We start from the raw sequence: 26,217 nt of genomic DNA on the forward strand, positions 1-26,217 counted from the left end.
GATCGCGTATATCCTCGGTTCGATCGATCGGCATGCCAGCACGCTGATCGATCAACACGTCGACCAGCCTTATGCGTTGCCCTGGCATTGCCGACGCAGTGGCTGACGGATGTTGATCGACCCACCGCGCGCGCATTCCGCCTGCATGCGCCGAGCGGACGTCGGATGCATGGGCGGGTACCATGGCGCGTCATCACTTCAGGCCGCGCACGATGGGTTCGTTTTCGCAGATCGACGCCTTCCAGCAGCGCTTCGGCCTGCGCCTGCCGATCCTGCTCAGCCCCATGGCCGGCGCCTGCCCGGTGCCGCTGTCGGCGGCGGTTGCCAATGCCGGTGGCATGGGCGCGATGGGTGCGGTGTTGTCGCAGCCGCAGGACATCGTGACGTGGATGGCCGCCTTCGATGCGGCGAGTGCGGGCCCTGCACAGATCAATCTCTGGATTCCCGACCCGATGCCCGCGCGCGATGCGGAAGCCGAAGCGCGTGTGCGTGCGTTTCTCGCGCAATGGGGTCCGCCAGTGCCCGAGTCGGCTGGCGACGCTGCGCCGGCCGAATTCGATGCACAGTTCGACGCCTTGCTCGCTGCCCGCCCGGCGGTGGCCTCTTCGATCATGGGCGTGTTTCGCCCCGATCAGGTGGCGCGACTGAAGGCGGCCGGCATCGCCTGGTTCGCCTGTGCCACGACCCTGCAGGAGGCACGCGCGGCACAGGATGCCGGCGCCGATGCGGTGGTTGCGCAAGGCGCGGAAGCCGGCGGCCATCGCGGCGCGTTCGCTGCCGGACAGGCCGAGCGCCAGATGACCGGCTTGTTCGCGCTGGTGCCGCGGTTGGTCGATCAGCTGGATATTCCGGTGATCGCCGCAGGCGGTATCGCCGACGCGCGCGGCATAGCCGCGGCACTGACGTTGGGCGCAAGCGCGGTGCAGATCGGCACCGGCCTGCTGCGCACGCCCGAAGCGGCACTGCCCGGCGCCTGGGTCGATGCGCTGGCCGCGTCCGAGCCCGAGCACACCCAGCCCACCCGCGCATTCTCCGGACGACTCGGCCGCGCGCTGGCCACGCCTTACGTGCAGGCCGCCAGCGCGGCGGATGCACCGCCGCCGGCACCGTATCCGGTGCAGCGCGCGCTGACGGCGCCGATGCGCCAGGCCGCCGTCAGCGACAATCGCCTGGACGCAATGCAGGCCTGGGCCGGGCAGTCGGCCTGGATGGCGCCCGCGCAACCGGCCGGCGAACTGGTCACGCAGTGGTGGGAGCAGGCGCAGGCACTGTTATGTCGCTGATCTTCTGCAACGGCGCACCGGCCAGCGCGCAGCAACTCGGCGCCGCGGCGCTGATCAACTACGGCCACTTCACCACCTTGCAGGTTCGCAACGGCGCCACGCTGGGGCTGGATCTGCATTTGCAGCGCCTGCAGCAGGGAAGTCGCGCGCTGTTCGGCCAGGAACTGGAAACGGACCAACTGCGGTCGCAACTGCGTGCCGCGCTGGCAGCATCGGCGATGGCCGATGCCAGCTTGCGCGTCACCGTGTTCGCGCCCGACTACGATTTCCGCAATCCCTTGCGCGAGGTTGCACTGGACGTGCTGGTCGCCATCTCGCCGCCGGCGCAGATGCCCGAAACCGGTCTGCGCGTACAGGTGGCCGATTACGTGCGCGAACGGCCGGAACTCAAGCACGTGGGCACGTTTGCGCTGCTGCACCTGCGCCGGTTGGCCATGCAGGCGGACCACGACGATGTGGTGCTGCAGGATCGGCAGGGCAGGGTGCTGGAGGGGGCGTTCTGGAATCTGGGGCTGTGGGAGCGTGGCGGGGTGGTGTGGCCGCAGGGGCCGGCGCTGCTGGGCACCCGGCAACAATTGCTGCAGTCTGGGTTGAAGACGCTGGGTATCGCTCAGATCAGTCGCCCGGTGGACTTGAGCGAGCTGGACCGCTTCGATGGCGCATTTGCCTGCAATGCGCGCGGGCAGCAAGCCATCGTCGCGCTGGGGCCTGCACGCTGGGATCCGCATGCGGCGCAGCTGCCGCTGCTGGAGCGGGCCCTGCAAACCCATGCCTGGCAAGCGATCTGAGCGATCTGGCGCAGTCGCGCGGGGTGGCTTGGCTTCGCTGGCGCGGCCCGCTATAATCGCCGGCTTACCGCGCCACTTTGGCGACTGGGCAACTTTAGGAAAACGACACCATGGTCAAGATTCGGCTGACCCGCGGCGGCGCCAAGAAGCGTCCGTTCTACCACATCATCGTGACCGACGTGCGCAGCGCGCGCGACGGCCGCAACATCGAGCGTCTGGGTTACTACAACCCGGTTGCACAGGGCGCCGAACCGCGCATCGTGCTGGACACCGCGCGCGTCGACCATTGGGTCGGCAACGGTGCACAGCTGACCGACAAGGTGCGCAACCTGTATCGCGAAGCCAAGTCCCAGGCCGCTGCGGCCTGATCTTGAGGGCCAGGTGTCGCTACCTGGCCCAGAGTCGACACAGATGAAACCGACCGAGCGCCGCATCCTGTTAGGCAGGATAGTCGGCGCTTTTGGTGTCAGGGGCGAGCTCAAGCTCGAATCCTGGACCGAGCCGCGTAATGCGATCTTCCGGTATCAACCGTGGATCGTGCGCTCGCCGTCCGGCCAGGAATCGGTACTCAGCGGGGTACGTGGGCGCGATCAGGGCAAGAACCTGATCGCGGTGTTCCCCGATATCAGCGACCGCGACACCGTCGAAGCCATGCACGGGACCGAGATCTTTGTTCCCCGCAGTGCGTTGCCGCCGCCCAAGCCCGATGAGTATTACTGGGTGGATCTGGAAGGCCTGCAGGTCGAAACCGTCGAAGGCGTCGAGCTCGGAACGGTGTCGCACCTGTTTTCCACCGGTTCCAATGACGTGGTGGTGGTGCGCGGCGATCGGGAGCGGATGATTCCGTTCGTGTTGCCGGACTTCGTCAAGTCGGTGGACTTCGAGGCCAATCTGATCGTGGTCGACTGGGACCCGGATTTCTGATCGAAGCGGTGCTTCAGCTTCGCTCGTGCTCTACCCATTCCCGATTCCCGATTCCCGAATCCCTGCCAGTGCGCATCGACGTCATCAGCCTGTTCCCCGAGTTCATTGCGCAATGCGCGGCGTTCGGCGTGGTCGGGCGGGCGCAGGAGCGTGGACTGCTGGAATTGCAGGGCTGGAATCCGCGCGATCATGCGCAGGGCAATTACCGTCGGGTGGACGATCGTCCGTTCGGTGGCGGGCCCGGCATGGTGATGTTGATCGAGCCGTTGCGGGCCTGTCTGGACGCGGTGCAGGCCGCCGACCCACGTCCTGCACCGGTGATCTACCTCAGTCCGCAGGGGAGGCCGCTCACCCAGCCGCTCGCCCGCGAACTGGCGCAGTTGCCGCGCATGGTGTTGTTGTGCGGCCGCTACGAGGGCGTGGACGAGCGCTTCCTCGACCAGGCGGTGGACATGGAGATCTCCATCGGCGACTACGTGCTGTCCGGTGGCGAGCTCGGTGCGGCGGTCTTGGTGGATGTGGTGACGCGCTTGCAGGACGGGGTGTTGAACGACGCCGAATCCGCCGCCCAGGACAGTTTCGAAGGGCCGCAGGGCCTGCTGGACTGCCCGCATTACAGCCACCCCTCCAGCCACGCCTGGGGCGATGTGCCGGAGGTGCTGCGGTCGGGCAATCACGGCGCCATCGCGCGCTGGCGCCGACAGCAGTCGCTGGGCCGGACCTGGCTGCGTCGCCCGGATCTGCTGGACGAGGCCGGGCTGGACAAGCACGATCGTCGTTTGCTGGACGAGTTTCGCCGCGAACTCGACCCAGGCGCCGATAAGCCCGGCGACAAGAAATAAGGGCGCACCCCTAGCCCTTGAAGATTTGATTGGGGTACAATATGCGGCTTGCTGGCCAGCCTTGCGTCTGGCCCTCCTACGAACCTCGAGCAATCGCCGTGCGGCGACTGCCGGTCCAATATCACCAGACACGCGGTGCCCACCATGAGCAAACTCAACAAGACCATCCTGGCTGACTTCGAAGCCGCCCAGATCCAGCGCAAGCTGCCGGAATTCAACCAGGGCGACACCGTTGTGGTGAACGTCAAGGTGAAGGAAGGCAACCGCGAGCGCGTGCAGGCCTATGAGGGCGTGGTGATCGGTACCAAGAATGCCGGCCTGAACTCCGCGTTCACCGTGCGCAAGATTTCGCACGGTTTCGGCGTCGAGCGCGTGTTCCAGACCCACAGCGCCATCATCGACTCGGTCGAAGTCAAGCGCCGCGGTAAGGTCCGCGCCGGCAAGCTGTACTACCTGCGTGGTCTGGAAGGCAAAGCTGCCCGCATCAAGGAAGATCTGGCCGCTGCTGCACAGGCCAAGGCCGCTCGCCAGGCTGCTGCCAAGGCCGAGTAAGCCATCCTGCTGGCAGGTCATTCGACCTGCTGCTGCCAAACGGCCGCCCTTGGGCGGCCGTTTGCGTTTGTGGCTCGGCAGGCCGGTGCACCTATTGGCACATGGCGTGTCGTTAGCGGACTGTCCGCGGAAGCTGCCCGACACTGTGTCGCTGGCCGCATGCCCGCAGGATCAGCGCTGCGGTTGCGATGGCGCCTGTACCGGTGCCGCCACCGGCGAGGCCGGATGCGCCGGTACTTCGGCAGCGGCGGCCAGCGCAGACGGGTGGGTCGGGGGGGCCAGCATGCGGGCCTTGCGCCAGCCGCCCCAGCGGTAATACGCCAGCGACAGCAACATCGAGCAGGTGGAACTGATCGGGAAGCTCCACCACACCGCATCGGCGCCCAGGTGCGGCAGCAGGGCATTGGCCAGCGGTACCCGCACGCCCCACAGCGAAAACGCCAGGATCAACAGCGGCGGGATCACCGCGCCGGTGGCGCGCACCACGCCCGACACCACGAAGCTGACCCCGAACAGCAGGAACGACCAGATGGCGATGTGGTTGAGATGGCGCGCGATCTCCAGGGTGGCGCTGCCCTCGGGCAGGAACAGCGCCAGGGTCCAGCGATCGAACAGGATCAGCGGCGCGATCAGCAGGCCGGTCATCAGGAAGTTGGCGGCGATCCCGGTGCGGGCGGTGGCATCCACGCGTGCCCACAGGCCGGCGCCCACGTTCTGTGCGGCCATCGACGAGCAGGCCGCGCCCACCGCCATCGCCGGCATCTGCACGTAAGTCCACAGCTGCAGCGCCGCGCCGTACGCGGCAGCGGTGTCGGTGCCGAAGCCGTTGACCAGCGACAGCATCGCGATCATCGCCAGCGAAATCATCACCATCTGCAAGCCCATCGGCACGCCCTTGACGATGAGCGCGCGCAGGATGGTGGTGTCGATGCGGAACAGGTGCAGGTCGCGCCGCCCCAGCCACAGGATGTGGCGCTTCCGGCGCAGATACACCAGTAGCCCGACCAGCGCCACCACCTGCGCGATCAGCGTGGCCCAGGCCGCACCGGCGATGCCCAGGGCCGGAAATGGGCCGATGCCGAACAGCAGCAACGGGTTGAAGACGATATCCAGCAGCACCGACAGCAACAGGAAACGGAACGGCGTACGCGCATCGCCGGTGCCGCGCAGCGCCGCCGACAGAAACGCGAACAGATACAGCGTGGGCATCGCCAGGAAGATCACCCGCAGATACGCTTCGGCCAGCGTCTGCGAGGCAGCCGGCGTGCCCATCGCGGTGAGCAGATGCGGCGCCAGGAACCAGCCCAGCACCGCGATCAGCGCCGACAGCCCGCCGAAGAAACTCGCGCTGGTTCCCATCACCTTGCGCGCCTGGGCGATGTCGCGTGCACCCATGGCCTGGCCGATCAGGATGGTGGACGCCATGCCGATGCCGAACACCGAACCGATCAGGAAGAACATGATGCTGTTGGCGTTGGCGGCGGCCGTCAGCGCCTCTTCGCCCAGATAGCGGCCGATCCAGATGGCGTTGACCGAGCCGTTGAGCGACTGGGCGATATTGCCGGCCATGATCGGCAACGCGAACAACAGCAGGTTCTTGCCGATCGGGCCTTCGGTCAGGACAGCGGATTTGGGCATCGCTTGGCATCGTGGTGCAGAAGTTGCGCACACTAGCATCGCCGAGTGAGAGCCGATGCATACCGTTCGGTTTGCGCCGCAGAGCAGGGGCTGCCCTCATCCGGCGCTGCGCGCCACCTTCTCCCGCAGGCGGGAGAAGGGCGGGTTGGCGGATGCTTGTTCGATCGGCGATGGGCGCGCGCAACGCTTACTTCCCCCGCTTGCGGGGGAAGGTGCCCGCAGGGCGGATGGGGGACGCTGCAAGTCTCGTTGGGACACGCGCTACGTTTGACGCCAGCGGTGGCTGCCTTCGCAGCGATGTTGCGCTGGCTGTTCGGGATGCGCTGCAGGGCAGGGGATGGCCCTCATCCGGCGCTGCGCGCCACCTTCTCCCGCAGGCGGGAGAAGGGTTGGGGCTGGCGGATGCTTGTTCGATCGGCGATGGGCGCACGCAACGCTTCCTTCCCCCGCCTGCGGGGGAAGGTGCCCGCAAGGGGGGATGGGGGGACGCTGCAAGTCTCGTTGGGACACGCGCTACGTTTGACACCAGCGGTGGCTGCCTCGCAGCGATGTTGCGCTGGCTGTTCGGGATGCGCTGCAGGGCAGGGGATGGCCCTCATCCGGCGCTGCGCGCCACCTTCTCCCGCAGGCGGGAGAAGGGTTGGGGCTGACGGGTGCTTGTTCGATCGGCGATGGGCGCACGCAACGCTTCCTTCCCCCGCTCGCGGGGGAAGGTGCCCGCAGGGCGGATGGGGGGCGCGCCGACCATCGGCCACGCAATCGATCACCATCGCAAGGTTGACGGTCCAGCTTGAGTTCCGCAGCGCTGCCCAAACATCGGTTAGCACACAGAGCGAGACAGCAAGGCGCATGAATCCGGAGCTGGAACAGGGCACGACGGTCAGGCTGGATGTGTGGCTATGGGCTGCGCGCTTTTTCAAAACGCGCAGCCTGGCCAAGAATGCAGTCGATACCGGCAAGGTGGACGTGGGCGGCCAGCGTCCCAAACCCTCGCGCAGCCTGCGCTGCGGCGAGCACCTGCGTATCGACCGGGGCGGCGAAATCTTCGAGATCACGGTGGCCGGGCTCAGCGACGTCCGCGGGCCGGCGCCTGTGGCGCAGGCCTTGTACGTGGAGGGCGAACCATCGCGCGAGGCGCGCGCGCAGTGGCGGCTGCAACGCGCTGCCGACCGCACCGGGTACCGGGCGCCGGAAGGCAAGCCGGACAAGCGCGCGCGCCGCCTGATCAATGCCTTGGGCGATATCGACGCGCTGTAGTCCTGGCTGCCCACTCAAGCGCAAACAAAACGCCCCGGTGGTCCGGGGCGTTTGTAGCGCGACGGCCGTGCGGCCCTACGCCGAACGATCCAGCGGCTTACCCCAGATCGAAACGGTCCAGCTGCATCACCTTGGTCCAGGCAGCGACGAAGTCGTGCACGAACTTTTCCTGGGCATCGCTGCTGGCATAGACCTCGGCCACCGCGCGCAGGATGGAGTTGGAGCCGAACACCAGATCCACCCGCGTGCCGGTCCAGCGCTGCTCGCCGGTGCTGCGGTCGCGCCCCTCGTATAGCTCCTTGGCGTCGGAGGTGGCCTTCCACTCGGTCCGCATATCCAGCAGGTTGGCGAAGAAGTCGTTGCTCAGCACACCGGGGCGGTTGGTGAACACGCCATGCGTGGAGCCATCGGCGTTGGCCCCCAGCACGCGCAGGCCGCCGACCAGCACCGTCAGCTCCGGCGCGGTCAGTGTCAGCAACTGTGCCTTGTCGATCAGCAGCGCTTCTGCAGGCACCGCGTAGCGGCGCTTGGCGAAGTTGCGGAAGCCATCGGCCACCGGTTCCAGCACTGCGAAGGATTCGACATCGGTCTGTTCCTGCGAGGCATCGGTGCGGCCCGGTGCGAATGGCACGGTGAGGCTGTGGCCGGCGGCCTGCGCGGCATGTTCCACCGCCGCATTACCGGCCAGCACGATCAGGTCGGCCAGCGAAATCTGCTTGCCGGCCGATTGCGCGGCGTTGAAGTCGGCCCGGATGCGTTCCAGCGTGGCCAGCACGGTGGCCAGCTGCTCGGGCTGGTTGGCCTGCCAATCCTTCTGCGGCGCCAGGCGGATGCGTGCGCCGTTGGCGCCACCACGCTTGTCCGAGCCACGGAAGGTGGAGGCCGAGGCCCACGCAGTGGACACCAGCTGCGCCACGGTGAGGCCCGAGGCCAGGATGGTCTGCTTCAGCGCGGCGGCATCCTGTGCGTCGACCAGGGCGTGATCGACCGCCGGCACCGGGTCCTGCCACAGCAATTCTTCGCTCGGTACCTCGGTGCCCAGATAGCGCGAGCGCGGGCCCATGTCGCGGTGGGTGAGCTTGAACCAGGCGCGCGCGAAGGCATCGGCAAACTGGTCCGGGTGCTGATGGAAGCGACGCGAAATGGCTTCATACGCCGGGTCGAAGCGCAGCGCCAGATCGGTGGTCAGCATGGTCGGGCGATGCTTTTTGGATGCATCGTGCGCATCGGGAATGATGGCGTCGGCATTCTTGGCCACCCACTGGTGCGCGCCGGCCGGGCTCTTGCTCAGTTCCCACTCGAAGCCGAACAGATGGTCGAAGTAGTCGTTGCTCCACTGCGCCGGCGTGGTGGTCCAGGTGACTTCCAGGCCGCTGGTGATGGTGTCGGCACCCTTGCCGCTGCCGTAGCGGTTGTGCCAGCCCAGGCCCTGGCTTTCCAGCTCGCCGGCTTCGGGCTCGGCGCCGACGTTGTCGGCCGGGCCGGCGCCGTGGGTCTTGCCGAAGGTGTGGCCACCGGCGATCAGCGCCACGGTCTCTTCGTCGTTCATCGCCATGCGTGCGAAGGTGTCGCGGATATCGCGCGCGGAGGCGATCGGGTCGGGGTTGCCGTCCGGGCCTTCCGGATTGACGTAGATCAGGCCCATCTGCACGGCCGCCAGCGGGTTTTCCAGATCGCGGGTATGCGGCACCTGGCTGTCGTCGTCCTTGACCAGCACGCCGTGCGCGTCGTCCACGCCGGGCGAGCCGCGCGAATAGCGCTCGTCGCCGCCCAGCCACTTGGTTTCGCGGCCCCAGTACAGATCCTGGTCCGGTTCCCAGGTGTCTTCGCGGCCGCCGGCGAAGCCGAAGGTCTTGAAGCCCATCGATTCCAGCGCGACATTGCCGGTGAGGATCATCAGGTCGGCCCAGGAGATCGCCTGGCCATACTTCTGCTTGATCGGCCACAACAAGCGGCGCGCCTTGTCCAGGCTGACGTTGTCCGGCCAGCTGTTGAGCGGGGCGAAACGCTGCTGCCCACGGCCGCCGCCGCCGCGCCCGTCGCCGATGCGGTAGGTGCCGGCGCTATGCCAGGCCATGCGCACGAACAGCGGGCCGTAGTGGCCGAAGTCGGCCGGCCACCAGTCCTGCGAATCGGTCATCAGTGCGCGCAATTCCTGCTTCAAGGCTGCCAGATCGATGCGCTTGAACGCCTCGGCGTAGTTGAAGGTCTCGCCCAGCGGATTGGACTTGTTCGAATGCTGGCTCAGCAGATCCACGCGCAGCTGGTTCGGCCACCAGTCGCGATTGGTCGTGCCGGTCCCGACGACGGCGTGATTGAACGGGCACTTTGCTTCGGTTGTCATGGCGTTTACCTGTGTGCGTGGGCACTTGGGAAGCGGCGTGCCGAACGGCCGGCACGTGCTGAGGGATCGAAGTGGCGGGCAGTGCTCAGGGCATGGTCATCGATGAAACAGCGAACACCGGTCGTGCATGGCGCCGCATGGGCGCTGCCCATGCTAGCGGGTGGCAGCAGCGGCCGGAATACGTTGCTGATCGGAGTGGACGGACGGGCTGCATCGAGCGGACACATCTTCTGGAAGCGTGGGGACACCATAAAGAGCGCCGATCGTTTATTGAATTTGAATGATTCAAACGTATCGATAGCGCTTCGCTATGGATAGCATGCGGGTGCCAAGGCGGCAGAGCGCTCAGCGTTTGCCGAACAGGCTGCCACCCAGTTTCATGACATCGCCCAGGCCCAGTTGTCCGTCGCCGTCCTGATCCAGCACGCTGGCCAGCAGGCCGGCGGCACCGCCGGGAGTGACGTGCTGCTGTTCCTGCGCCAGTGCGGGCCCCAGCTGGCTGCCGGCCGCTGCATCGCCGCCGGCAAAACGCCTGGCCAGGTATGCCATCACGATGGGGGCCAGCAGTTGCAGCAATTGGCTGGCCTTGCCGGGTTCCAGGCCGGTGGCCTGGCCCAGGCCGGCGGCGGCCTGCGGTGCCTTGGCGCCGAACAGATGGCCGACGATGCCGGCGCCGTTGGCCTGCGCGCCGCTGGCGGTACCGCCCAACAGCGAGCCGACCAGGCTGCCGATGTCGGGGCTGCCGGCATGGTCGCGCTGCCGTGCGCCCTTCTGCGGCCACCGATTCCTGCAGCGCAATGCATCCGCAAGCGCAGCAAGCATCAGCCATGCAGCTCCGCTCTTACGAATCCCAACTCCCGACTCCCCAATCCCGGCACCTCAAAGCAACGCCTTCAACCGATACAGCGCTTCCAGCGCCTGCTTGGGCGTGAGCTCGTCCGGGTCCAGTGCCTGCAGCGCTTCCTGCGCCGCGGAGGAGGGCGCGGTAAACAGCCCGAACTGCTGCGGCGCATCCAGTGCCGCCGGCGCCATCTGCGCGCTATGGCTTTCGCCGCCGCGTTGTTCGAGCTCGGCCAGCCGGCGGCGTGCCTGGGTCACCGCGGCCTTGGGCAAGCCGGCCAGTGCGGCGACCTGCAGGCCGAAGCTGCGATTGGCCGGACCATCCTTCACCGCGTGCATGAACACCAGGCGCTCGCCGTGTTCCACCGCATCCAGGTGCACATTGGCGATGCCGCTGCCGCCGCCGGCATGCGATTCGTCGGCCAGCGCGGTGAGCTCGAAATAGTGCGTGGCAAACAACGTGTAGCAGCGATTGCTGTGCGCCAGATGGCGCGCCACGGCATCGGCCAAGGCAAGGCCGTCGTAGGTCGAGGTGCCGCGGCCGATCTCGTCCATCAGCACCAGCGACTGTGGTGTGGCGTGATGCAGGATGTAGCTGGTTTCGGCCATTTCCACCATGAAGGTGGATTGCCCGCGCGCCAGGTCGTCGCCGGCACCGATGCGGGTGAGGATGCGATCGATCGGACCGATGACCGCGCGGCTGGCCGGCACGAAGCTGCCGATATGCGCGAGCAGCACGATCAACGCGTTCTGCCGCATATAGGTCGACTTGCCGCCCATGTTCGGGCCGGTGATCACCAACATGCGGCGGCCGGCGTGCAGGTCCAGATCGTTGGGTTCGAAGGGTTGGTCGCGCACCGCTTCCACCACCGGGTGGCGGCCGCGTTCGATGCGCAGGCAGGGCGCGTCGTCCAGTTCCGGCTGCGACCAGTCCAGCGCTTGCGCGCGCTCGGCGAAGGCGGCCAGTACGTCCAGTTCGCTCAGCGCGCCAGCGCAGCGCTTGAGGCCTTCCAGCTCGTGGCCCAGCGCATCGAGCAGGCCCTCGTACAGCAGTTTTTCGCGCGACAGCGAGCGCTCGCGCGCCGACAGCACCTTGTCTTCGAAGCTCTTGAGTTCTTCGGTGATGTAGCGCTCGGCATTGGTCAGGGTCTGGCGGCGGCTGTAATGCAGCGGTGCCTTGTCGGCCTGGCCCTTGCTGATTTCGATGTAATAGCCATGCACGCGGTTGTAGCCGACCTTGAGCGTGGCGATGCCGCTGCTGGCGCGTTCGCGTTGTTCCAGGTCGATCAGGAATTGATCGGCGTTGGTGGACAGGCGGCGCAGCTCGTCCAGTTCGGCGTCGTAGCCCGATGCGATGACACCGCCATCGCTGAGCTTGAGCGGTGGTTGTTCGGCCACGGCGCCGACCAGCAGGTGCGCGGTGGCATCGTGCTCGCCGAGCTCGGCGAACAAGGTCTGCAGGCGCGGCGAATCCAGCGGTGCCAGGATGGCGCGCACCTTCGGCAGCAGCGCCAGGCCGTCGCGCAGGGTGGAGAAGTCGCGCGGCCGCGCCGAGCGCAGCGCCACGCGGGTGAGGATGCGTTCCAGATCGCCGAGCGCGCGGAACGCCTCGCGCACGTCGGCATCGGCACCGGAATCGATCAGGCTCGCCACTGCGTGATGGCGTTGCACGAGCACATCGCGCATGCGCAGCGGGCGATGCAGCCAACGGCGCAGCAAGCGTCCACCCATCGGCGTGACCGTGCTGTCCAGCACGCCCAGCAAGGTGTTGCGGGTGTCGCCATCCACGCGTGTGTCCAGCTCCAGATGCCGACGCGTGGCCGCGTTCATCGAGATCGCCTCGCTCGCCACTTCCATCGCGATCGAGGTCAGATGCGGCAGACGTTGTTTCTGGGTCTCCTCCACATAGCCGAGCAGCGCCCCGGCCGCGGCGGTGGCGCAGGGCTTGTCGTCGATGCCGAAGCCGGACAGGTCGTGCAGCTTGAAGAACGCCAGCAGCTGGCGCCGCCCGCTGTCGGCATCGAACAACCACGGCGGCCGGCGTCGCACGCCGATGCGCCCGCGCAGGAAGTCCGGCCAGTTGTCTTCGTCGGGCACCAGCAGCTCGGCCGGCTCCAGGCGCGCGATCTCCGCTTCCAGCGCATCGACGCTATCCACCTCGTTGACCAGGAACCGGCCGCCGGCCAGATCCGCCCAGGCCAGGCCGTAGCCCTGCTTGCTGCGCGCGATCGCCATCAGCAGCGTGTCGCGGCGCTCGTCCAGCAGCGCCTCGTCGGTGACCGTGCCGGGCGTGACGATGCGTACCACCTTGCGCTCGACCAGGCCCTTGGCCAGCGCCGGATCGCCGATCTGCTCGCAGATCGCCACCGACTCGCCCAAGGCCACCAGCCGCGCCAGGTAGCCTTCGTAGGCATGCACCGGCACGCCAGCCATCGGGATCGGTGCACCACCGGAACTGCCACGCTGGGTCAGGGTGATATCCAGCAGCCGTGCTGCCTTGCGCGCATCGTCATAGAACAGCTCGTAGAAATCGCCCATGCGGAAGAACAGCAGCAGGTCGGGGTAGTCCGACTTGGCGGCGAAGAACTGCTTCATCAGCGGGGTGTGCTCGGGAGCACCTGTGCTGGGCTTGGATTTGTCTTTGCTGTCGGGGGTTTGCAAGTACGTCGTTCCGAAAACTAGGCGCCGGGGGGCGGGGGATGATGGCGCGCAGTGCGCGCTGCACGTGAGGTCTGGTGGGCAAGACTACGTGCGTCGGCCGAGGCGGCCGCATCGGCCGGGGGCGTGCAAGTTTACGGCTAGCGGCCCGGGATCGCGATCCGGAGGATGCGAGGAGCCGGAGCTGGCGGGCGCTGGTCGCGCGGCAACGACCCTAATGGATCTGGAATACAACGTCGTATCCCCGGCGGGGCTGCTGCCATGACGGCGCAAGGCCGGCTACTTGCGTAGCCGGCCTCGTGGTCTAACCATCCGTTATTGAAAGCGGTGGGCGTATTCCCCGAATGGCAGTCGGGCGGCCGGGAGGTGCGCACGAACCGTTTGCGAGGAGTGCGTGGTCTATCTCACCCCGCCCCCGATACTCGCCGCGGCTACCTGACGATTGCGCAATCGTCCGGGCAGTTGTCACTGGAACGTCTGCCGGCTCAGAACTCCTGCCAGTCGGCACTGTTGCTTGCGACGCTTGCCACTGTCGCCTGCCTGGCCGGGCGCTTGACCGCGGCCTTGGCGACCTCGCGTTTGGCTGCGGCCACCGGCGTGTTCTTGGGCTGCAACACGGTGGGCGCGGCAGCGCGGATGGCGGCCGGGCGTTCGGCTTCGATCTTGAAGATCGACACCGCCTGCCTGAGCTGCACCGCCTGGTCTTCCATCGAGCGGGCGGCGGCGGTGGCTTCTTCCACCAGTGCGGCATTCTGCTGGGTGGCCTCGTCCATCTGGGTGACGGTGAGGTTGACCTGCTCGATGCCGGCGGACTGCTCCTGCGAAGCGGCGGAGATTTCGCCCATGATGTCGGTCACGCGCTGCACGCTGGCCACGATGTCGGCCATGGTGGTGCCTGCGGTGTGCACCAGGGCAGAGCCTTCGGTCACGCGCTCGACCGAATCGTCGATCAGGCTCTTGATCTCCTTGGCCGCGGCGGTGGAGCGTTGGGCGAGGGTGCGCACTTCACTGGCAACCACCGCAAAGCCACGGCCTTGTTCGCCGGCACGCGCGGCTTCCACCGCGGCGTTCAAGGCCAGGATGTTGGTCTGGAACGAGATGCCGTCGATGACGCTGATGATGTCGGCGATCTTCTTGGACGAGGCTTCGATGCCGGTCATGGTGCCCACGACCTTGCTGACGATATCGCCACCTTGCGAGGCGACGCTGGCCGCACCGATCGCCAGCTGATTGGCCTGGCGCGCATGTTCGGCATTCTGCTTGACGGTGGAGGTGAGCTCCTCCATCGAGGCCGCGGTCTCTTCCAGGTTGGCAGCTTGCTGCTCGGTGCGCTGCGACAGGTCCTGATTGCCGGCGGCAATTTCGCTGGCAGCCGAATTGATCGACACTGCCGACTGCTGGATGCGCCCGACGATCTCGGCCAACTGCACAGCGGTGGCGTTGGCGTCGTCGCGCATCTGTGCAAACACGCCCTTGAACTCGCCGCTCATGCGCGCGGTCAGATCGCCGGCCGCGATGGACTGCAGCAGCGTCGACAACGATTGCAGGTTGCCGTCGGCAGTGGCCATCAGCTGGTTGAGGCTGTCGACCATGATGTGGAAATCGTACTGGAAACGATCGGCATCGCCACGCGCGCTGAAGTCGCCATTGGCGGCGGCCTGCGCCAGATGCTTGATCTCGGTGTTCATCGCGCCAAGGTTGAGTTTGACCTGCGCCATGGTTTCGGTAAGCACGGCCTTTTCGCCGGGCAGCTTGTCCATGTCTTGGCTGAGGTCGCCGATCGCGTAGCGGCCCATGATCTGTGCCAGCTTCATCTTCACTGCGATATGCGAAGCCACCAGGTTGTTGGTGTCGCTGGCCATACGACCGTAATCGCCGGGGAATGCATCGGCATCGATCCGGAAGCTGATCTGGCCGTCATCGTGCCGCTTGGCCATCTCGCCTTGTGCGCGCAACAGCGACTGCAACTGGGCCTGCATGCCGCTCATGGCGCGCAGCAGGCGGCCGGTTTCGTCCTGGGCATCGGTCTGCACCTGGTTGTCCAGCTGGCCGTTGGCGATCGCTTCGGCTGCCTTGGTGGCGCGGGCCAGCGGGTGGGTCAGGCTGCGGGTGATCAGCCAGGCGAGCAGGCCGCTGATCGTGACCACGGTAACCCCGCCGATCAGCAGCAGCAGCTTGGCGCGACTCATCGCTTGCAGGGCGTCCGCATAGGCCTGCTGGCTTTGATGCTCCTGCCGGCTCACCAGCTCGCGGATCTTGTCCTGCCAGGCGACGTTGGCAGGGCGGGCCTTTTCGCTGAGCAAGATCTGCGCGGGCGTGTTGTCGGCGGCGGCGGCCAGCGACATCACCTCGTCATTGATCTTGCCGGAGACCGTGCGCAGCGCGTCCATCTCGGCGCGAATCTTGCGGCCTTCTGCGGAGCTGGACAGCGTGTCGAGCTTCGCACGCAGCTCCTTGTAGCGCTGGCGCTGGGTCTTGATCGTTTCGATGGCTTGGTTGTCGAGCTCGGCACTGGTGGCAGTGGTGTAGGTGCCCAGTGCGATCATGATCGACGAGTTGGCATCCAGCATGCCGTTGCCTATCTGGATCTTGGCCATGCGGTCCAGCACGATGAAGTCCAGCTGCTTCTTGGCGTTGTCCATCGAACTCAAGCCGATGGCAACCAGCAGACCCGACAGCAGAATCAACAGGGTGAAGGCCGCGCCTAGGCGGCGGCCGACGGAATAGCGTTGCAGTAAGGCAGTCATGCGACAGTCCCGGGTCCAGGTTGGAAGGTGCCGCTCAGACCAGTCGCGTGAGATTCGCATGAGGATCGGGTCGGCACCGTGGATAACGACGCGCCATCTGGAAACTTGATCCCGCCAAACCAACGGATTTAGGTACCCGTCGCGGTTGTCAAAAAGGTCGGCAAACACCTGACTGGCGGTGCTATAGGCCGGCCCGCAGACTGCCGACGTGACGGCCTGCGACAGTAGCGAGCTCAGCTGTGATTGCACATGATCGTGTCGGTGGCCGCGCTAGAGTCGTCGCCCACACCGACGTTCGACATGCACGCATGGATACCCAGAACCACGAATGGATGCAGGCCGTCACCGATGCGCTCAGCGATCTGCTGGCCGCGCGCGTGGCGCAGGCCACCCTGCTGGAGGCCATGCTCGTCTCGCACCCTGATCCCGCCGCGCTCAGAAAGGCGTGGGATGAATTGTCGTCCCAACGCATTGCCGTCGTGGCCCAGAACAAGGCGACCGCGCAGGTGGAACGGCCGATGGATGGCTATACGCTGGAGCAATTCCAGGCGTGGGAAGAGAAGTTTCGCCGTTATTTCCCACGCGATTTGAATCCGTCATCGGACGATGCTTCAGGCTGATCGAGGGCAAGCCGGGCAGGACAGTCATTGCCGCGCGTCCGGCAGAAAAGTCGCCCGTCGTCAGCGTGTCGCAGTCTGCGGGAACAGGGGACCGTCTGGCGTAGCGAAGTGCAGACGCCAGCCGGGAATGGGCGCTGGGGGCACCACCGCGTTGGCAATGTTAGTGCTTGCAGCGTCATTGAACGTCTATTGATGGCGCGGTGGCTGTCGCCTCTTGGCTTTTGTCGCTGCTGCATTGCCATTGCCAAGACCGATCGGCAAGGTCGACGCGCCAGCTGCCTGTCCGTCATGGGACGTCGGATGCTGGCTGGTGTGCGCATGCACTTGCAGCAGCGCCAGCTAGTGTCCTGCAAATGTTCTGTCTCCACCTATTGCCTGCAACGCCGAGTGCACGCCTGTTGTCGTCGCGTCGATGGTGGGTGAGTCCCGGCGGCGACATCATGCAGGTCGCTCGGGCAAGGCCACAGCGCACAAGCGAGCGTCTGGCGCCTTGCATCCCCGCCGGTGGCTGCGGGGCAGACCCCTTGCGCGGTTGGAAACGCTAAGATCCGGACTCGTGCTCAGTTGGAGGCGCTAATGATCGATCGTCGTACCTTTCTTGCCACAGGTGTCGCGGCCGTCGCCGCAAGTGTCGGTACATATCCCACTCGGGTTACCGCCGCGCCGCGTCCGAATGGCCCGGCCCCGTGGGGCGCGGTCCCCAGCAAGCGACAGCTGAGGTGGCATCGGTGGGAGCAATACGCTTTCGTGCATTTTGCGATGAACACCTTCACCGACAAGGAATGGGGCTACGGCGACGAGGATCCGCGCAAGTTCGATCCCAGCGATTTTTCTGCCGATCAAATCGTCGCCGCCGCCAAGGCCGGCAATCTGAAAGGGCTGATCTTCACCGCCAAGCATCACGATGGATTCTGTCTCTGGCCGACACGCCTGACCGAGCATTGCATCCGCAACTCGCCCTACAAGAATGGCAAGGGCGACATCGTCGGTGAAATGGCAGCAGCGTGCCGACGCGCTGGCCTGGCGTTCGGTCTTTACCTCTCGCCCTGGGATCGCAACCACGCCGAGTATGGCCGCCCCGGCTATATCGACTATTTCCGCAAACAGATCGTCGAGCTCTGCACGGGCTACGGCGACCTGTTCGAGTTCTGGTTCGACGGTGCCAATGGCGGTGACGGCTATTACGGTGGCGCGCGCGAATCGCGCAAGATCGATGCGCCGGCGTACTACAACTGGCCGCGGATGATCGAGCTGGTGCACCAGCACCAACCAATGGCCTGCACCTTCGACCCGCTCGGCGCCGATATCCGCTGGGGCGGCAACGAAGACGGCATCGCCGGCGATCCGAGCTGGCCGACCATGCCAAATGCTCCGTATACCCAGGAAAACGGCAATTCCGGCGTGCGCGGGGGCGCGCTATGGTGGCCTGCCGAAACCAACACCTCGATCCGCCCGGGCTGGTTCTACCATGCCGATGAAGACGGCAAGGTACGTAGCCCGGAAAACCTGGTGCGCTATTTCGACACCTCGGTGGCGCGCGGTACCAACATGAATCTCAATCTTCCGCCCGACCGGCGCGGGCGCATTCCCGACCACGACGTGGCGGTGCTGCAGAGTTTCGGCGATGCCATCCGCGCCAGCTTCGCCATCGATCTGGCCCGGGGCGCCAAGGCCAGCGCGAGCGCATCGCGCGGCGCAGGGTTCGAGCCAGCGCGCGTGCTCGACCGTCAGCCGGACAGCTACTGGTCCACGCCGGATGAGGCCACCACGCCCACGCTGACGTTGGAACTGTCGGCGGTGCACAGCTTCGATCTGATCCGGCTGCGCGAATACCTGCCGCTGGGCGTTCGGGTCACCCGCTTTGCGGTCGAGGCCGAAGTCGATGGGCAATGGCGGCGGCTGGCCGAGGCGCAGTGCATCGGTGCGCAGCGCATCCTGCGGCTCGATCGCCCGATCGCCGCGCGCCGGGTGCGCCTGGTCGTGCTCGAGGCGCCGGTGTGCCCGGCAATCAGCGAATTCGCGCTGTTTCGCGCCGTTGCGCCGGTGCCGGTTGCGCGGCCGACGGCGAACGCGCCGGATGTGTTGTCAACGGCAGGCTGGCGTATCGTGGAAGCCAGCGCGCCGGGATCGGAGGCATTGCTTGACGACGATGCCAGCACGATCTGGACTGTGCCCGCTCCCACGCCTGGCCACCCCGTGCAGGTGACCATCGACCTTGGCGAGCTGCGCGATGTCGCCGGCTTCAGCCTCACGCCCTCGCGTGCGGTGATGACCGGCGCGGCGCCGCCCAAGGGCTATCGCGCCGAAACCAGCAAGGATGGTCAACACTGGCAGCAGGCCGGTGCCGGCGAACTGTCCAATATTGCCTATGCGCTCGCGACCCAGCGTCTGAATTTCCCTGAGGTCCGCCAATTGCGCTACTTGCGCCTGTCATTCGCCGAAACGGCAGTGCCTGCCGCGCGGCTATCGATCGCCGGGATTGGTGCCTTCTCGCGGTTGCGGTGAGTGCTTGCGATCCCACGCGGCTTTGCGCCGTGTGGGGATGGCTGGGACGACGCAGTTGCGCGGGGTTGATATGCATGCAAGGCGGTGAAGATGCACAGCGGCGGTTGAGCGTTGATGGCTTCACCCAAGAGTGTGTCGCCATCGCTCAGACCGCAGAATGGGTGGGACTTAACCGGCACCGGTTGCTGATCCTGCCTTGGATTGGCGGAACGTTCGGAATGCATTCCAGTCTCTTTGGAGGACTGGAATTCGCCGGCCAACTGATCGGACGTTGTTGGAGGCGGCCCCACGCCCGCGTCCAATCGACCTTCTCGGTGAAGATTGTCTGTAACTGCCGGACGTGCGCGCCGGCCAAGCGTCGCACGGCGCCGCCAGCTGCGAGAGCAACTGTCAGGGTCAGCCGACGAAAGGCCGCGCCTTGGTTCGCACGCTCGTCAGCGCCAGCCGCACAGGAGCAAGTGCTGGCGCGGTCGCTTCCAGTACCAGCGTGCCGCTCGCGCGCGTGGTCTGCAGCAAGGCAGCGCATAGTCCGTTGAACGCCTTGCGTTGCGGCGCCTTGTCGTTCTCGTGGCTGCTGGGGTCGCCGTTGCCCACGCCGATCAGGCGCGCGGGGCCGCGCACGGCCAATTGCACCTGGTTGTCGGCGTTCGGCACCAAGCGGCCTTGCGCGTCGACGATTTCCACTTTCACCACGGCCACGTCTTCCGCATCGGCGCGCAATGCAGCGCGATCGCAGCTCAGGCGGATCGCGGCCGGCTTGCCTGCGGTTTCGCGGCGCTGGCTCAGCACCAGCGTGCCGCCGCGATAGCCGCGTGCTTCGATCGCGCCCGGGGAATACGCCACGCGCCATTCGACGTGGCCGTAAGCGGGTACCTGCTGCAGACCCTGGCTGACGCCGTTGACCAGCAGCTCCACGGCGTCGAGATTGCTGTGGCACCAGACCTGTACGTGGCCATTGTCGTCGGCCTGCAGCAGGCCATCCCAGTTCCAGTGCGGGAACAGATGCAGCACCGGTTCGCTGGTCCATTGCGCGCGGTAGTACCAGTAATTGTCCTTGGGGAAGCCGCAGCTATCGAGCACGCCGAATTGCGAGGCCACATTGGGCCAACGGTTGTACGGGGTGGGTTCGCCGCGGTAGTCGAAGCCGGTCCAGATGAAGCCGCCGGCGATATAGGGGCGTTGGGCGACATAGCTCCACCACGCTTCGGCGGTGCTGGCCCACCAGGGGTGGTCCAGGTCGTAGGCGCGCGTATAGCCGCGTGCGTCGTCGCGTTGGTAGTTGCCGCGTACCGACACGGTGCTGCCGGTTTCGCTGCCGTAGATCGGAATGTCGGGGTATTGCGCGTGGAAGCCATCCATCTGGCTGGTGCGGTAATTGAAACCGACCACGTCCACCACCTGGCCGACGCCATCGCCAAAGCCCTTGTCCATGGCAAAGGTGGTGGGGCGGGTGGGGTCGAGCTGGTGCACGCGCTGCTGCATGCGCGACACGATGCGCGCGCCGCGCTCGGTGACCTGCTGCGGCTCTTCGTTGCCCAGCGACCACAGGATGACGCTGGGATGATTGCGCCCGCGTCGCACCATGGTTTCCAGCTCGCCCATCGCCTCCGTGTCGGTGGACATGCGCCGGGTTTCTTCGATGACGAACATGCCAAGCCGGTCGCACAAGGCGAGCAATTCTGGCGTGGCCGGATTGTGCGAGCTGCGATAGGCGTTGCAACCCATCGACTTGAGCTGGCGCAGGCGCCATTCGTGCAGGGCGTCCGGGATGGCGGTGCCTACGCCGGCATGGTCCTGGTGGTTGTTGGTGCCGTGCAACTTGAGCGGGGTGCCGTTCAACAGGAAGCCGCGCTGTGCGTCGAAGGCGATGCTGCGTACGCCGAACCGGTTCACCACCGCATCGGTGGCGCGGCCGTCGCTGTGGACGCTGGTGGTGGCGCTGTAGAGCTGCGGGGTGTCGATCGACCACAGCATCGCCTGGCCCAGTGGCAGGGTCTGCTCGATCTGCTGCAGCTGCCCCGGCGCCAGCGTGATGGCCGCGCTGGCCGATTGCGCAACCACGCGACCGTCGGGCGCGGTGATGCGCGTCTGCACGATGCACTGACGCGGCGCGGCGCCGTCGTTGCGCACTTCGGTGGAGACCTGCGCGGTGACGTTGCCGGAGTCGATGCTGCTGCGCACGACCACGCCGTCCTGCGGCACATGCAGTGGGTCGGTCTTTTGCAGCCACAGGTGGCGATAGATGCCGGCGCCCTCGTAGAACCAGCCTTCGCCCAGGGTGGCATCCACGCGCACGGCGATGACATTGGGCTTGCCGTAGTCGAGCACTTCGCTGAGGTCGACCTCGAAGCCGCAATAGCCGCTGGCATTGCGGCCGACGATGTGGCCATTGCAGAACACGATGCAATCGCGGAACACACCGTCGAAGACCAGGCAGATGCGCTTGCCCAGGTCGCTGGCCGGAATCTGCATCGTGCGCCGATACCAGCCCACGCTGTTTTCAGGAAAGCTGGTCCCCAGTGCCTTGTAGCCATGCGCGGCGGCCGGGTCTTCCTCGGTCATCGTGGCCGAGATCGGCTCCTGCCGGAACGGCAGGGTCACGGCCCAGTCGTGCGGCAGATCCACCTGCTGCCAGCCGCTGTCGTCGAAGCCTGCCTGCGCGGCGGTGGCGGTGTCCTTGCCAGCCTTGGCAAAGGTGCGCTGGAAGGTGCCGAAGTCGAAATCGCGCGAGGCATCGCTGGCGTGGCCCAGATGAAAGCGCCAGCCGAAATCGAATAACAGGCGCTCGCGTGGCGCCAGCGTTGCATCACCCAATGGTCCAACCGGCGCGGCGTTTTGGGCTGCTGCCGGTGCGGCGGCGGCAATGCCGGGCACCAGGGCGGCAGTGGTGCCAACCGGGAGTGCCGCGCTCACGCCGCTTGCAAGCATGCCGCGCAGCAACTCGCGGCGATTGATGCCGGTCATGGCCGTGTCCTCGTGCTGACGTCTGCCGGTGTTGCCGATGCAGGCGTGTGCGCTGCGGGCGTGTACGAGGGCGGTGCGCCGGTGTAACGGTGCTGCATGAAGTCGATCGCCGGCAGCACCTCGTTGCCGTGCTGGAAATCGAAGAAGCTGGCGTTTTCCCACGACGAGCCGGTGCCCCAGCGCGTCTTGCAACTGCTGCTGGTCCAGGCCGGTTCCCAATACACCACGCCGGCACCGCCAGTGTCGATCACCAGCTGGGTGAGATCGATCATGTACTGGGACTGGCCTTGCGGTGTGGCCGGGTAGCCGGCAATCAGCGAGTCTTCGCCAAGCAGGTTGTGCGAGGTGTCGCCGGATGCCAGCGTCCACGGGTACGCGGTTTCCACCACCACCACGTCGGCGTCGTAGCGGCCGCGCAGGCGCTCGATGGTCTTGCCCAGCTGCGCCATCGATTGGGTGGACCACTTGCGGTAGTAGCTGATGCCGATCAGGTCGAAATCGGTGACGCCGGCCTTGGTGGCGGCGGCGAACCAGGGCTCAACATTTTCTGGCTGGGCGATATGCAGCATCACCCGCGGCTTGATCGTCGAGCGCGCGCTGATGTCGCGCACCGCCTTGATGCCGGCGTTGAACAGCTGGGCGTTGCGCTGCCAGTCGATGGGGCGCTTCTTGTCCCAGGGCCGGCTGTCCATCAGGTCGGAATTGCTCTCGTTGCCCACCTGCACCAGCTCGGGCATCAGCCCGGCGCGGTCGAGCGCGCTGAGCGTGTCGTAGGTGAAGCCGTAAAGCGTGCGCGCCAGCTCGTCGGTATCGGTGATACTGGCCCAGGCCTTGGGAATCAGCTGTTTTTCGCCATCGGCCCAATCGTCGGAATAGTGCAGGTCCAGCAGCACCTGCATGCCTTGCGCACGTGCACGCGCAATGGTTTTCTTGACGTCGGACAGGTCGCTGTATTTGGTCCAGCGTGCATCGTTCCACAGGCGCACGCGCACCAGGTTGGCGCCATGTGCGTGGAAAAGTTCGAACGGATCGCTGACCACGCCGTTCTCGCGATATTGCACGCCGCATTCCTCCATCTCGTTGACGTAGGACAGGTCTGCACCGAGATACAGCGTGGCAGGGGGCTGGGCGGCGTGTGCGGAGGCAGACAGCGCCAACGCCAGCAGCGTTGGCATCCAGAGACGGCGTGTAGTGCGCATGTAATTCCTCGACAGATCAACCATGGAGCGGCCGACAGCATGCTGCATGTGGCCGCCGTGCAGCGCAGGCGGTGCGCGGAATCGCAACCAGGGTTGCAGTTTGTTTCCGCCTCTGGACGTCATTCACCTGCTGACCGGCGCAGCAGGCGCCGGAGACGTGCGTGGGGTGGTTATCGAACGCGACGATGCAGGCACCAGGTGTATGGCGGCCTGCACGGACCCGGCAGATACCTGCCGGGTCCTGCATGCCGTCCAAGCATTGCCGGCGCCTGCGCGTCATGCGTTCGCCGCCATGCTTAGAACCGGTAGGTCGCTTCCAGCTGGTAGCGGCGCCCGAACAGCTGGTAACCACCATCGTCCTGATTGGCCAGGCGATTGGGCTTGTTGTCGGTGTAGGCGCGCAGCGGTTCGTTGGTGAGATTGCCGGCCTGGAAGCGGAAGCCCAGCTGCTTGCTGTACTGCCAGTTCAGGCTCAGATCCACCGTGCCTTCGCTCTGCAGGCGTGCCAGCCGCGCGGCATTCCAGCCGTACACCACCGTGTAGGGGCTGTGGTACTTGTAGCCCACGCGCGCTTCGAAGGTGCCGTTGCTGTACCACAGGTCGAAGGTGCCGGTCTTGCGGGCCAGGCCGCTCAGCGGCAACGGATTGTCTTCCGGCGAGAATTCCTTGAGGTTGGAATCCACCAGCGAATAGTTGGAGTAGACGCCGAAGTTTTCCAGGTGCGGGATGAAATAGAACGGCGTCTGGAAGGTGAGTTCGACACCGTTGATATGGCCGCCGCCTCCATTGAAGGGTGCGCTGACCAGGTAATCCAGGCCGTTGATGATTTCGCGATCGGTGCGGTAGCCGATGCTCGAATCCACTTCCTTGCGATAGACGGCCAGTGCGGCGAGCGCTTCGGTGTGGAAGTACCACTCGTAGGAGACATCGACCTGGGTGGCCTTGAACGGGTCCAGCTGCGGGTTGCCGCCGCTGCCGGTCAGCTGGCCGACGGTGACGGTGGGGTCGTCCAGGCGACGGCCGGTGCGCAGTTCGTCCAGCGGTGGGCGTGCGATGACCTTGGCCACCGCAAAGCGCAGGATGCGTTGATCGTCGATCAGGAAGTTGAGCGTGGCGCTGGGCAGCACGTCGGTGTAGTCCTTGCTGTCGCTGCTGGGCTGCACGGTGCCGCCGACCGAGTCGAAGCCGTTGCTGCTGGTCTTGGTGTTGACCAGGCGCACGCCGACGTTGCCGGTGACATCGGTGCCGAACAGCTGCGAGCTGAACACCGCCTTGGCAAAGGCTTCGCGCACATCTTCCTTGACGTTCCAGTGGTCCAGCATCTGCTCGTTGAGCGCAGCGGGTTCGAAGCCGCCAAAGCCGATGCGTGCGATCTCGGCCAGGTTGCCGCCGGTCAGCGTGGGCACGTTCAAGTCCGGCATGCCGACCGGGTAGATCAGATCCTGGTACGCCGAGATCGGTTGGTCGTAGCCGGATTGGTTGCCGATGAAGTGGCGGTTCTGTTTTTCGCGGCGTGCGGCGCGTGCACCGACTTCCAGCGAGGTGAACGGGCCGGCATCGACCGAGCGGCTGGCATCGAGCGCCAGCGCGGCGATCCTGTCGCGCAATGCCTGCGGTTCGGTCTGGCCGGCGATGCCGTATTCGGGCGTGTCCGAACTGGTGCTGATGGTGGGCGTGACGCTGCGGCGGAAGTCGAACGACACCGTGTCCGGATTGCTGCCGAAGCGCACCGCCTGCCAGGTGTTGTCGCGCTTGGCCTGCGAGAACGACAGGTCGCTGCCCAGCGTCCACACATCGCCGTTCCACCTGGCATTCAAGCCGCCGGCGGTGAGCGTCTTGACCTCGTTGTAGTGGCTGACCACATGGTCGACCTGCAGGTTGGAGTTGGCCAGGATGCCGGCCACCACATCGCCATCGACGATGGTGTAGGACGAGCCCGGCGTGGTGTACGGATTGGTCGCGCCGGAAAAGGTGCTGAAGGCCAGGCCGTTGAACCAGTTCTGCAGTTGGTCTTCATCGATCTCGATGCGCGAATACAGGCCATCGAATTTCAACTCGAAATTGCCCGAGCGCCATTGCACGGTGCCCATCGCGCCGGTGCGGGTCTGGTCGATCAGTTTGAGCTGGTCGGCCGCGCCCCACGGGGTCGGGTCCACGGTGCCATCGCCGTTGACGTCGCGCGAGGTGGTGGCATCGGTATAGCCCCAGCTGCCGATCGAGGAGCTGGCATTCTTCTGCTTCTGGTACGTGGCGCCGAACGCCACCGCCAGGTTGTCGTTGAGCTTGTGCACCCAGCTGGCGCCAAACCGGCTGCCCCACGGGCTGTAGCCGTCCACGTCCTTGGCGTGGTCGTAGAACACCGGGCCGGCAGTGCCGACGAATCCCGGCCCGGTGTAATCGAGCGGGCTGATGGTGGAGATGTCCACTGTGGCGGCCAGACCACCGGCCACCAGGTCGGCCGACTGGGTCTTGTAGACCTTGACGGTGGAGACGATCTCGGTGGGAAACACTTCCCAGCGCACCGCGCGATTGGGCTCGGAGGAAGCGATTTCGCGGCCGTTGACGGTGCCCATGGTCATGCGCGGGCCCAGGCCGCGCACGGTGGCCAGGCTCTCGTTGCCGCGGTCGCGGGTGCCGTTGACGCCGGGCAGGCGCACCAGCGCCTCGGCCACGGTGACGTTGGGCATCTGGCCCATGTTGTCGGCAGAGATCACTTCCACGACGTGATCGGACATCTGCTTGGCCTGCACCGCCTGATTCAGGCTGGCGCGCTGGCCGATCACGGTGATGTTGTCCAACGTCACCGGCGGTTGGCCATTGCTGGCGGCGCTGCTGGTGTCGTTGGCCGGCGGCGCGGCGGGCGCGGTGTCCTGCGCGTGCGCGCTGAAGGCGGTGGCCAGGGCGCAGGCGATGGTGGTGCAGAGAACGTCGCGGACCGGCGTGCGGCGCGCAGGCCGGCTGGCCGAGCGGCCGGTGTGGTGAACAGGCATCGGTTGATCCCTCCCAGGACAATTGACCGAATAAGATGGTTGGCTGCGTCGGCCTGCCGGCGCCGG

Annotated in this window: 16 protein-coding genes and 1 pseudogene; 9 read left to right on the forward strand and 8 right to left on the reverse strand. The window is 66.1% G+C overall.

Annotation, left to right across the window (positions count from 1 at the left end; genetic code table 11):
• The first annotated feature begins 212 nt into the window (after positions 1-212).
• The 6 genes from HG421_RS04860 to rplS all read left to right on the forward strand — a co-directional run bounded on the left by HG421_RS04860 (position 213) and on the right by rplS (position 4,389).
• A complete protein-coding gene (locus HG421_RS04860) occupies positions 213-1,283 on the forward strand; it encodes an NAD(P)H-dependent flavin oxidoreductase (protein ID WP_169705451.1) in 1,071 nt (356 codons plus the stop codon).
• Positions 1,274-2,071, forward strand: coding sequence for an aminotransferase class IV family protein (locus HG421_RS04865; RefSeq protein ID WP_169705452.1), 798 nt, complete (start codon positions 1,274-1,276; stop codon positions 2,069-2,071). Before HG421_RS04860 ends, HG421_RS04865 begins: the two co-directional genes overlap by 10 nt.
• Positions 2,072-2,181: 110 nt before the next feature.
• Positions 2,182-2,439, forward strand: coding sequence for a 30S ribosomal protein S16 (gene rpsP / locus HG421_RS04870; RefSeq protein ID WP_104602115.1), 258 nt, complete (start codon positions 2,182-2,184; stop codon positions 2,437-2,439).
• A gap of 43 nt (positions 2,440-2,482) precedes the next feature.
• Positions 2,483-2,995: a ribosome maturation factor RimM gene (rimM, locus tag HG421_RS04875; RefSeq protein ID WP_169705453.1), complete on the forward strand. Its 513-nt coding sequence runs from the start codon at positions 2,483-2,485 to the stop codon at positions 2,993-2,995.
• A gap of 68 nt (positions 2,996-3,063) precedes the next feature.
• Positions 3,064-3,837 carry a tRNA (guanosine(37)-N1)-methyltransferase TrmD gene (trmD, locus tag HG421_RS04880; RefSeq protein ID WP_169705454.1) on the forward strand — a complete coding sequence of 258 codons (774 nt, stop codon included), beginning with the start codon at positions 3,064-3,066 and terminating at the stop codon, positions 3,835-3,837.
• Between the two features lie 144 nt (positions 3,838-3,981).
• Positions 3,982-4,389, forward strand: coding sequence for a 50S ribosomal protein L19 (rplS, locus tag HG421_RS04885; RefSeq protein ID WP_005989873.1), 408 nt, complete (start codon positions 3,982-3,984; stop codon positions 4,387-4,389).
• A 171-nt stretch (positions 4,390-4,560) separates the two neighbouring features.
• Here the strand turns inward: rplS and HG421_RS04890 are convergent, their stop codons facing one another.
• Positions 4,561-6,027, reverse strand: coding sequence for an MATE family efflux transporter (locus HG421_RS04890; protein WP_169705455.1), 1,467 nt, complete (start codon positions 6,025-6,027; stop codon positions 4,561-4,563).
• 849 nt (positions 6,028-6,876) lie between these two features.
• Between HG421_RS04890 and HG421_RS04895 the strand changes: the two genes are divergently transcribed.
• On the forward strand, positions 6,877-7,284 hold the full coding sequence (locus tag HG421_RS04895; RefSeq protein ID WP_169705456.1) for an RNA-binding S4 domain-containing protein: 408 nt from the start codon (positions 6,877-6,879) through the stop codon (positions 7,282-7,284).
• 97 nt (positions 7,285-7,381) lie between these two features.
• Here HG421_RS04895 and katG read toward each other — a convergent pair whose 3' ends face one another.
• From katG to HG421_RS04915, 4 genes and pseudogenes are all read right to left on the reverse strand, one after another.
• Complete coding sequence (gene katG, locus HG421_RS04900; RefSeq protein ID WP_169705457.1) at positions 7,382-9,628, reverse strand: catalase/peroxidase HPI; 2,247 nt, start codon at positions 9,626-9,628, stop codon at positions 7,382-7,384.
• Between the two features lie 345 nt (positions 9,629-9,973).
• Positions 9,974-10,396: pseudogene (locus HG421_RS04905) on the reverse strand (DUF937 domain-containing protein); the annotation flags it as partial.
• A 111-nt stretch (positions 10,397-10,507) separates the two neighbouring features.
• Complete coding sequence (gene mutS, locus HG421_RS04910) at positions 10,508-13,063, reverse strand: DNA mismatch repair protein MutS (RefSeq protein ID WP_429001912.1); 2,556 nt, start codon at positions 13,061-13,063, stop codon at positions 10,508-10,510.
• Between the two features lie 548 nt (positions 13,064-13,611).
• Complete coding sequence (locus HG421_RS04915) at positions 13,612-15,873, reverse strand: methyl-accepting chemotaxis protein (RefSeq protein WP_169705460.1); 2,262 nt, start codon at positions 15,871-15,873, stop codon at positions 13,612-13,614.
• A 308-nt stretch (positions 15,874-16,181) separates the two neighbouring features.
• On the opposite strand from HG421_RS04915, the gene HG421_RS04920 reads away from it, so the two are divergent.
• Both HG421_RS04920 and HG421_RS04925 read left to right on the forward strand, forming a co-directional pair.
• Complete coding sequence (locus tag HG421_RS04920; RefSeq protein WP_169705461.1) at positions 16,182-16,493, forward strand: hypothetical protein; 312 nt, start codon at positions 16,182-16,184, stop codon at positions 16,491-16,493.
• Positions 16,494-17,069: 576 nt separating this feature from the next.
• Positions 17,070-18,998, forward strand: a complete 1,929-nt coding sequence (locus HG421_RS04925) for an alpha-L-fucosidase (protein WP_169705462.1) — start codon at positions 17,070-17,072, stop codon at positions 18,996-18,998.
• Between the two features lie 396 nt (positions 18,999-19,394).
• Here the strand turns inward: HG421_RS04925 and galA are convergent, their stop codons facing one another.
• The 3 genes from galA to HG421_RS04940 all read right to left on the reverse strand — a co-directional run bounded on the left by galA (position 19,395) and on the right by HG421_RS04940 (position 26,151).
• On the reverse strand, positions 19,395-21,962 hold the full coding sequence (gene galA / locus HG421_RS04930) for a beta-galactosidase GalA (RefSeq protein ID WP_169705463.1): 2,568 nt from the start codon (positions 21,960-21,962) through the stop codon (positions 19,395-19,397).
• Positions 21,959-23,161 carry a glycoside hydrolase family 53 protein gene (locus tag HG421_RS04935; RefSeq protein WP_169705464.1) on the reverse strand — a complete coding sequence of 401 codons (1,203 nt, stop codon included), beginning with the start codon at positions 23,159-23,161 and terminating at the stop codon, positions 21,959-21,961. Before HG421_RS04935 ends, galA begins: the two co-directional genes overlap by 4 nt.
• Before the next feature lie 296 nt (positions 23,162-23,457).
• Positions 23,458-26,151: a TonB-dependent receptor gene (locus HG421_RS04940; RefSeq protein WP_169705465.1), complete on the reverse strand. Its 2,694-nt coding sequence runs from the start codon at positions 26,149-26,151 to the stop codon at positions 23,458-23,460.
• Positions 26,152-26,217 lie beyond the last annotated feature (66 nt).

Source organism: Xanthomonas campestris pv. badrii, from assembly GCF_012848175.1.
GTDB classification, from domain to species: Bacteria; Pseudomonadota; Gammaproteobacteria; order Xanthomonadales; family Xanthomonadaceae; genus Xanthomonas; species Xanthomonas campestris_C.

Bases quoted from the DNA above. Each gene is read 5' to 3' on its own strand.
- HG421_RS04860 (WP_169705451.1), top strand. From the start codon at position 213: ATGGGTTCGTTTTCGCAGATCGACGCCTTCCAGCAGCGCTTCGGCCTG.
- HG421_RS04865 (WP_169705452.1), top strand. From the start codon at position 1,274: ATGTCGCTGATCTTCTGCAACGGCGCACCGGCCAGCGCGCAGCAACTC.
- rpsP (WP_104602115.1), top strand. From the start codon at position 2,182: ATGGTCAAGATTCGGCTGACCCGCGGCGGCGCCAAGAAGCGTCCGTTC.
- rimM (WP_169705453.1), top strand. From the start codon at position 2,483: ATGAAACCGACCGAGCGCCGCATCCTGTTAGGCAGGATAGTCGGCGCT.
- rplS (WP_005989873.1), top strand. From the start codon at position 3,982: ATGAGCAAACTCAACAAGACCATCCTGGCTGACTTCGAAGCCGCCCAG.
- HG421_RS04890 (WP_169705455.1), bottom strand. From the start codon at position 6,027: ATGCCCAAATCCGCTGTCCTGACCGAAGGCCCGATCGGCAAGAACCTG.
- HG421_RS04895 (WP_169705456.1), top strand. From the start codon at position 6,877: ATGAATCCGGAGCTGGAACAGGGCACGACGGTCAGGCTGGATGTGTGG.
- katG (WP_169705457.1), bottom strand. From the start codon at position 9,628: ATGACAACCGAAGCAAAGTGCCCGTTCAATCACGCCGTCGTCGGGACC.
- mutS (WP_429001912.1), bottom strand. From the start codon at position 13,063: ATGAAGCAGTTCTTCGCCGCCAAGTCGGACTACCCCGACCTGCTGCTG.
- HG421_RS04915 (WP_169705460.1), bottom strand. From the start codon at position 15,873: ATGACTGCCTTACTGCAACGCTATTCCGTCGGCCGCCGCCTAGGCGCG.
- HG421_RS04920 (WP_169705461.1), top strand. From the start codon at position 16,182: ATGGATACCCAGAACCACGAATGGATGCAGGCCGTCACCGATGCGCTC.
- HG421_RS04925 (WP_169705462.1), top strand. From the start codon at position 17,070: ATGATCGATCGTCGTACCTTTCTTGCCACAGGTGTCGCGGCCGTCGCC.
- galA (WP_169705463.1), bottom strand. From the start codon at position 21,962: ATGACCGGCATCAATCGCCGCGAGTTGCTGCGCGGCATGCTTGCAAGC.
- HG421_RS04935 (WP_169705464.1), bottom strand. From the start codon at position 23,161: ATGCGCACTACACGCCGTCTCTGGATGCCAACGCTGCTGGCGTTGGCG.
- HG421_RS04940 (WP_169705465.1), bottom strand. From the start codon at position 26,151: ATGCCTGTTCACCACACCGGCCGCTCGGCCAGCCGGCCTGCGCGCCGC.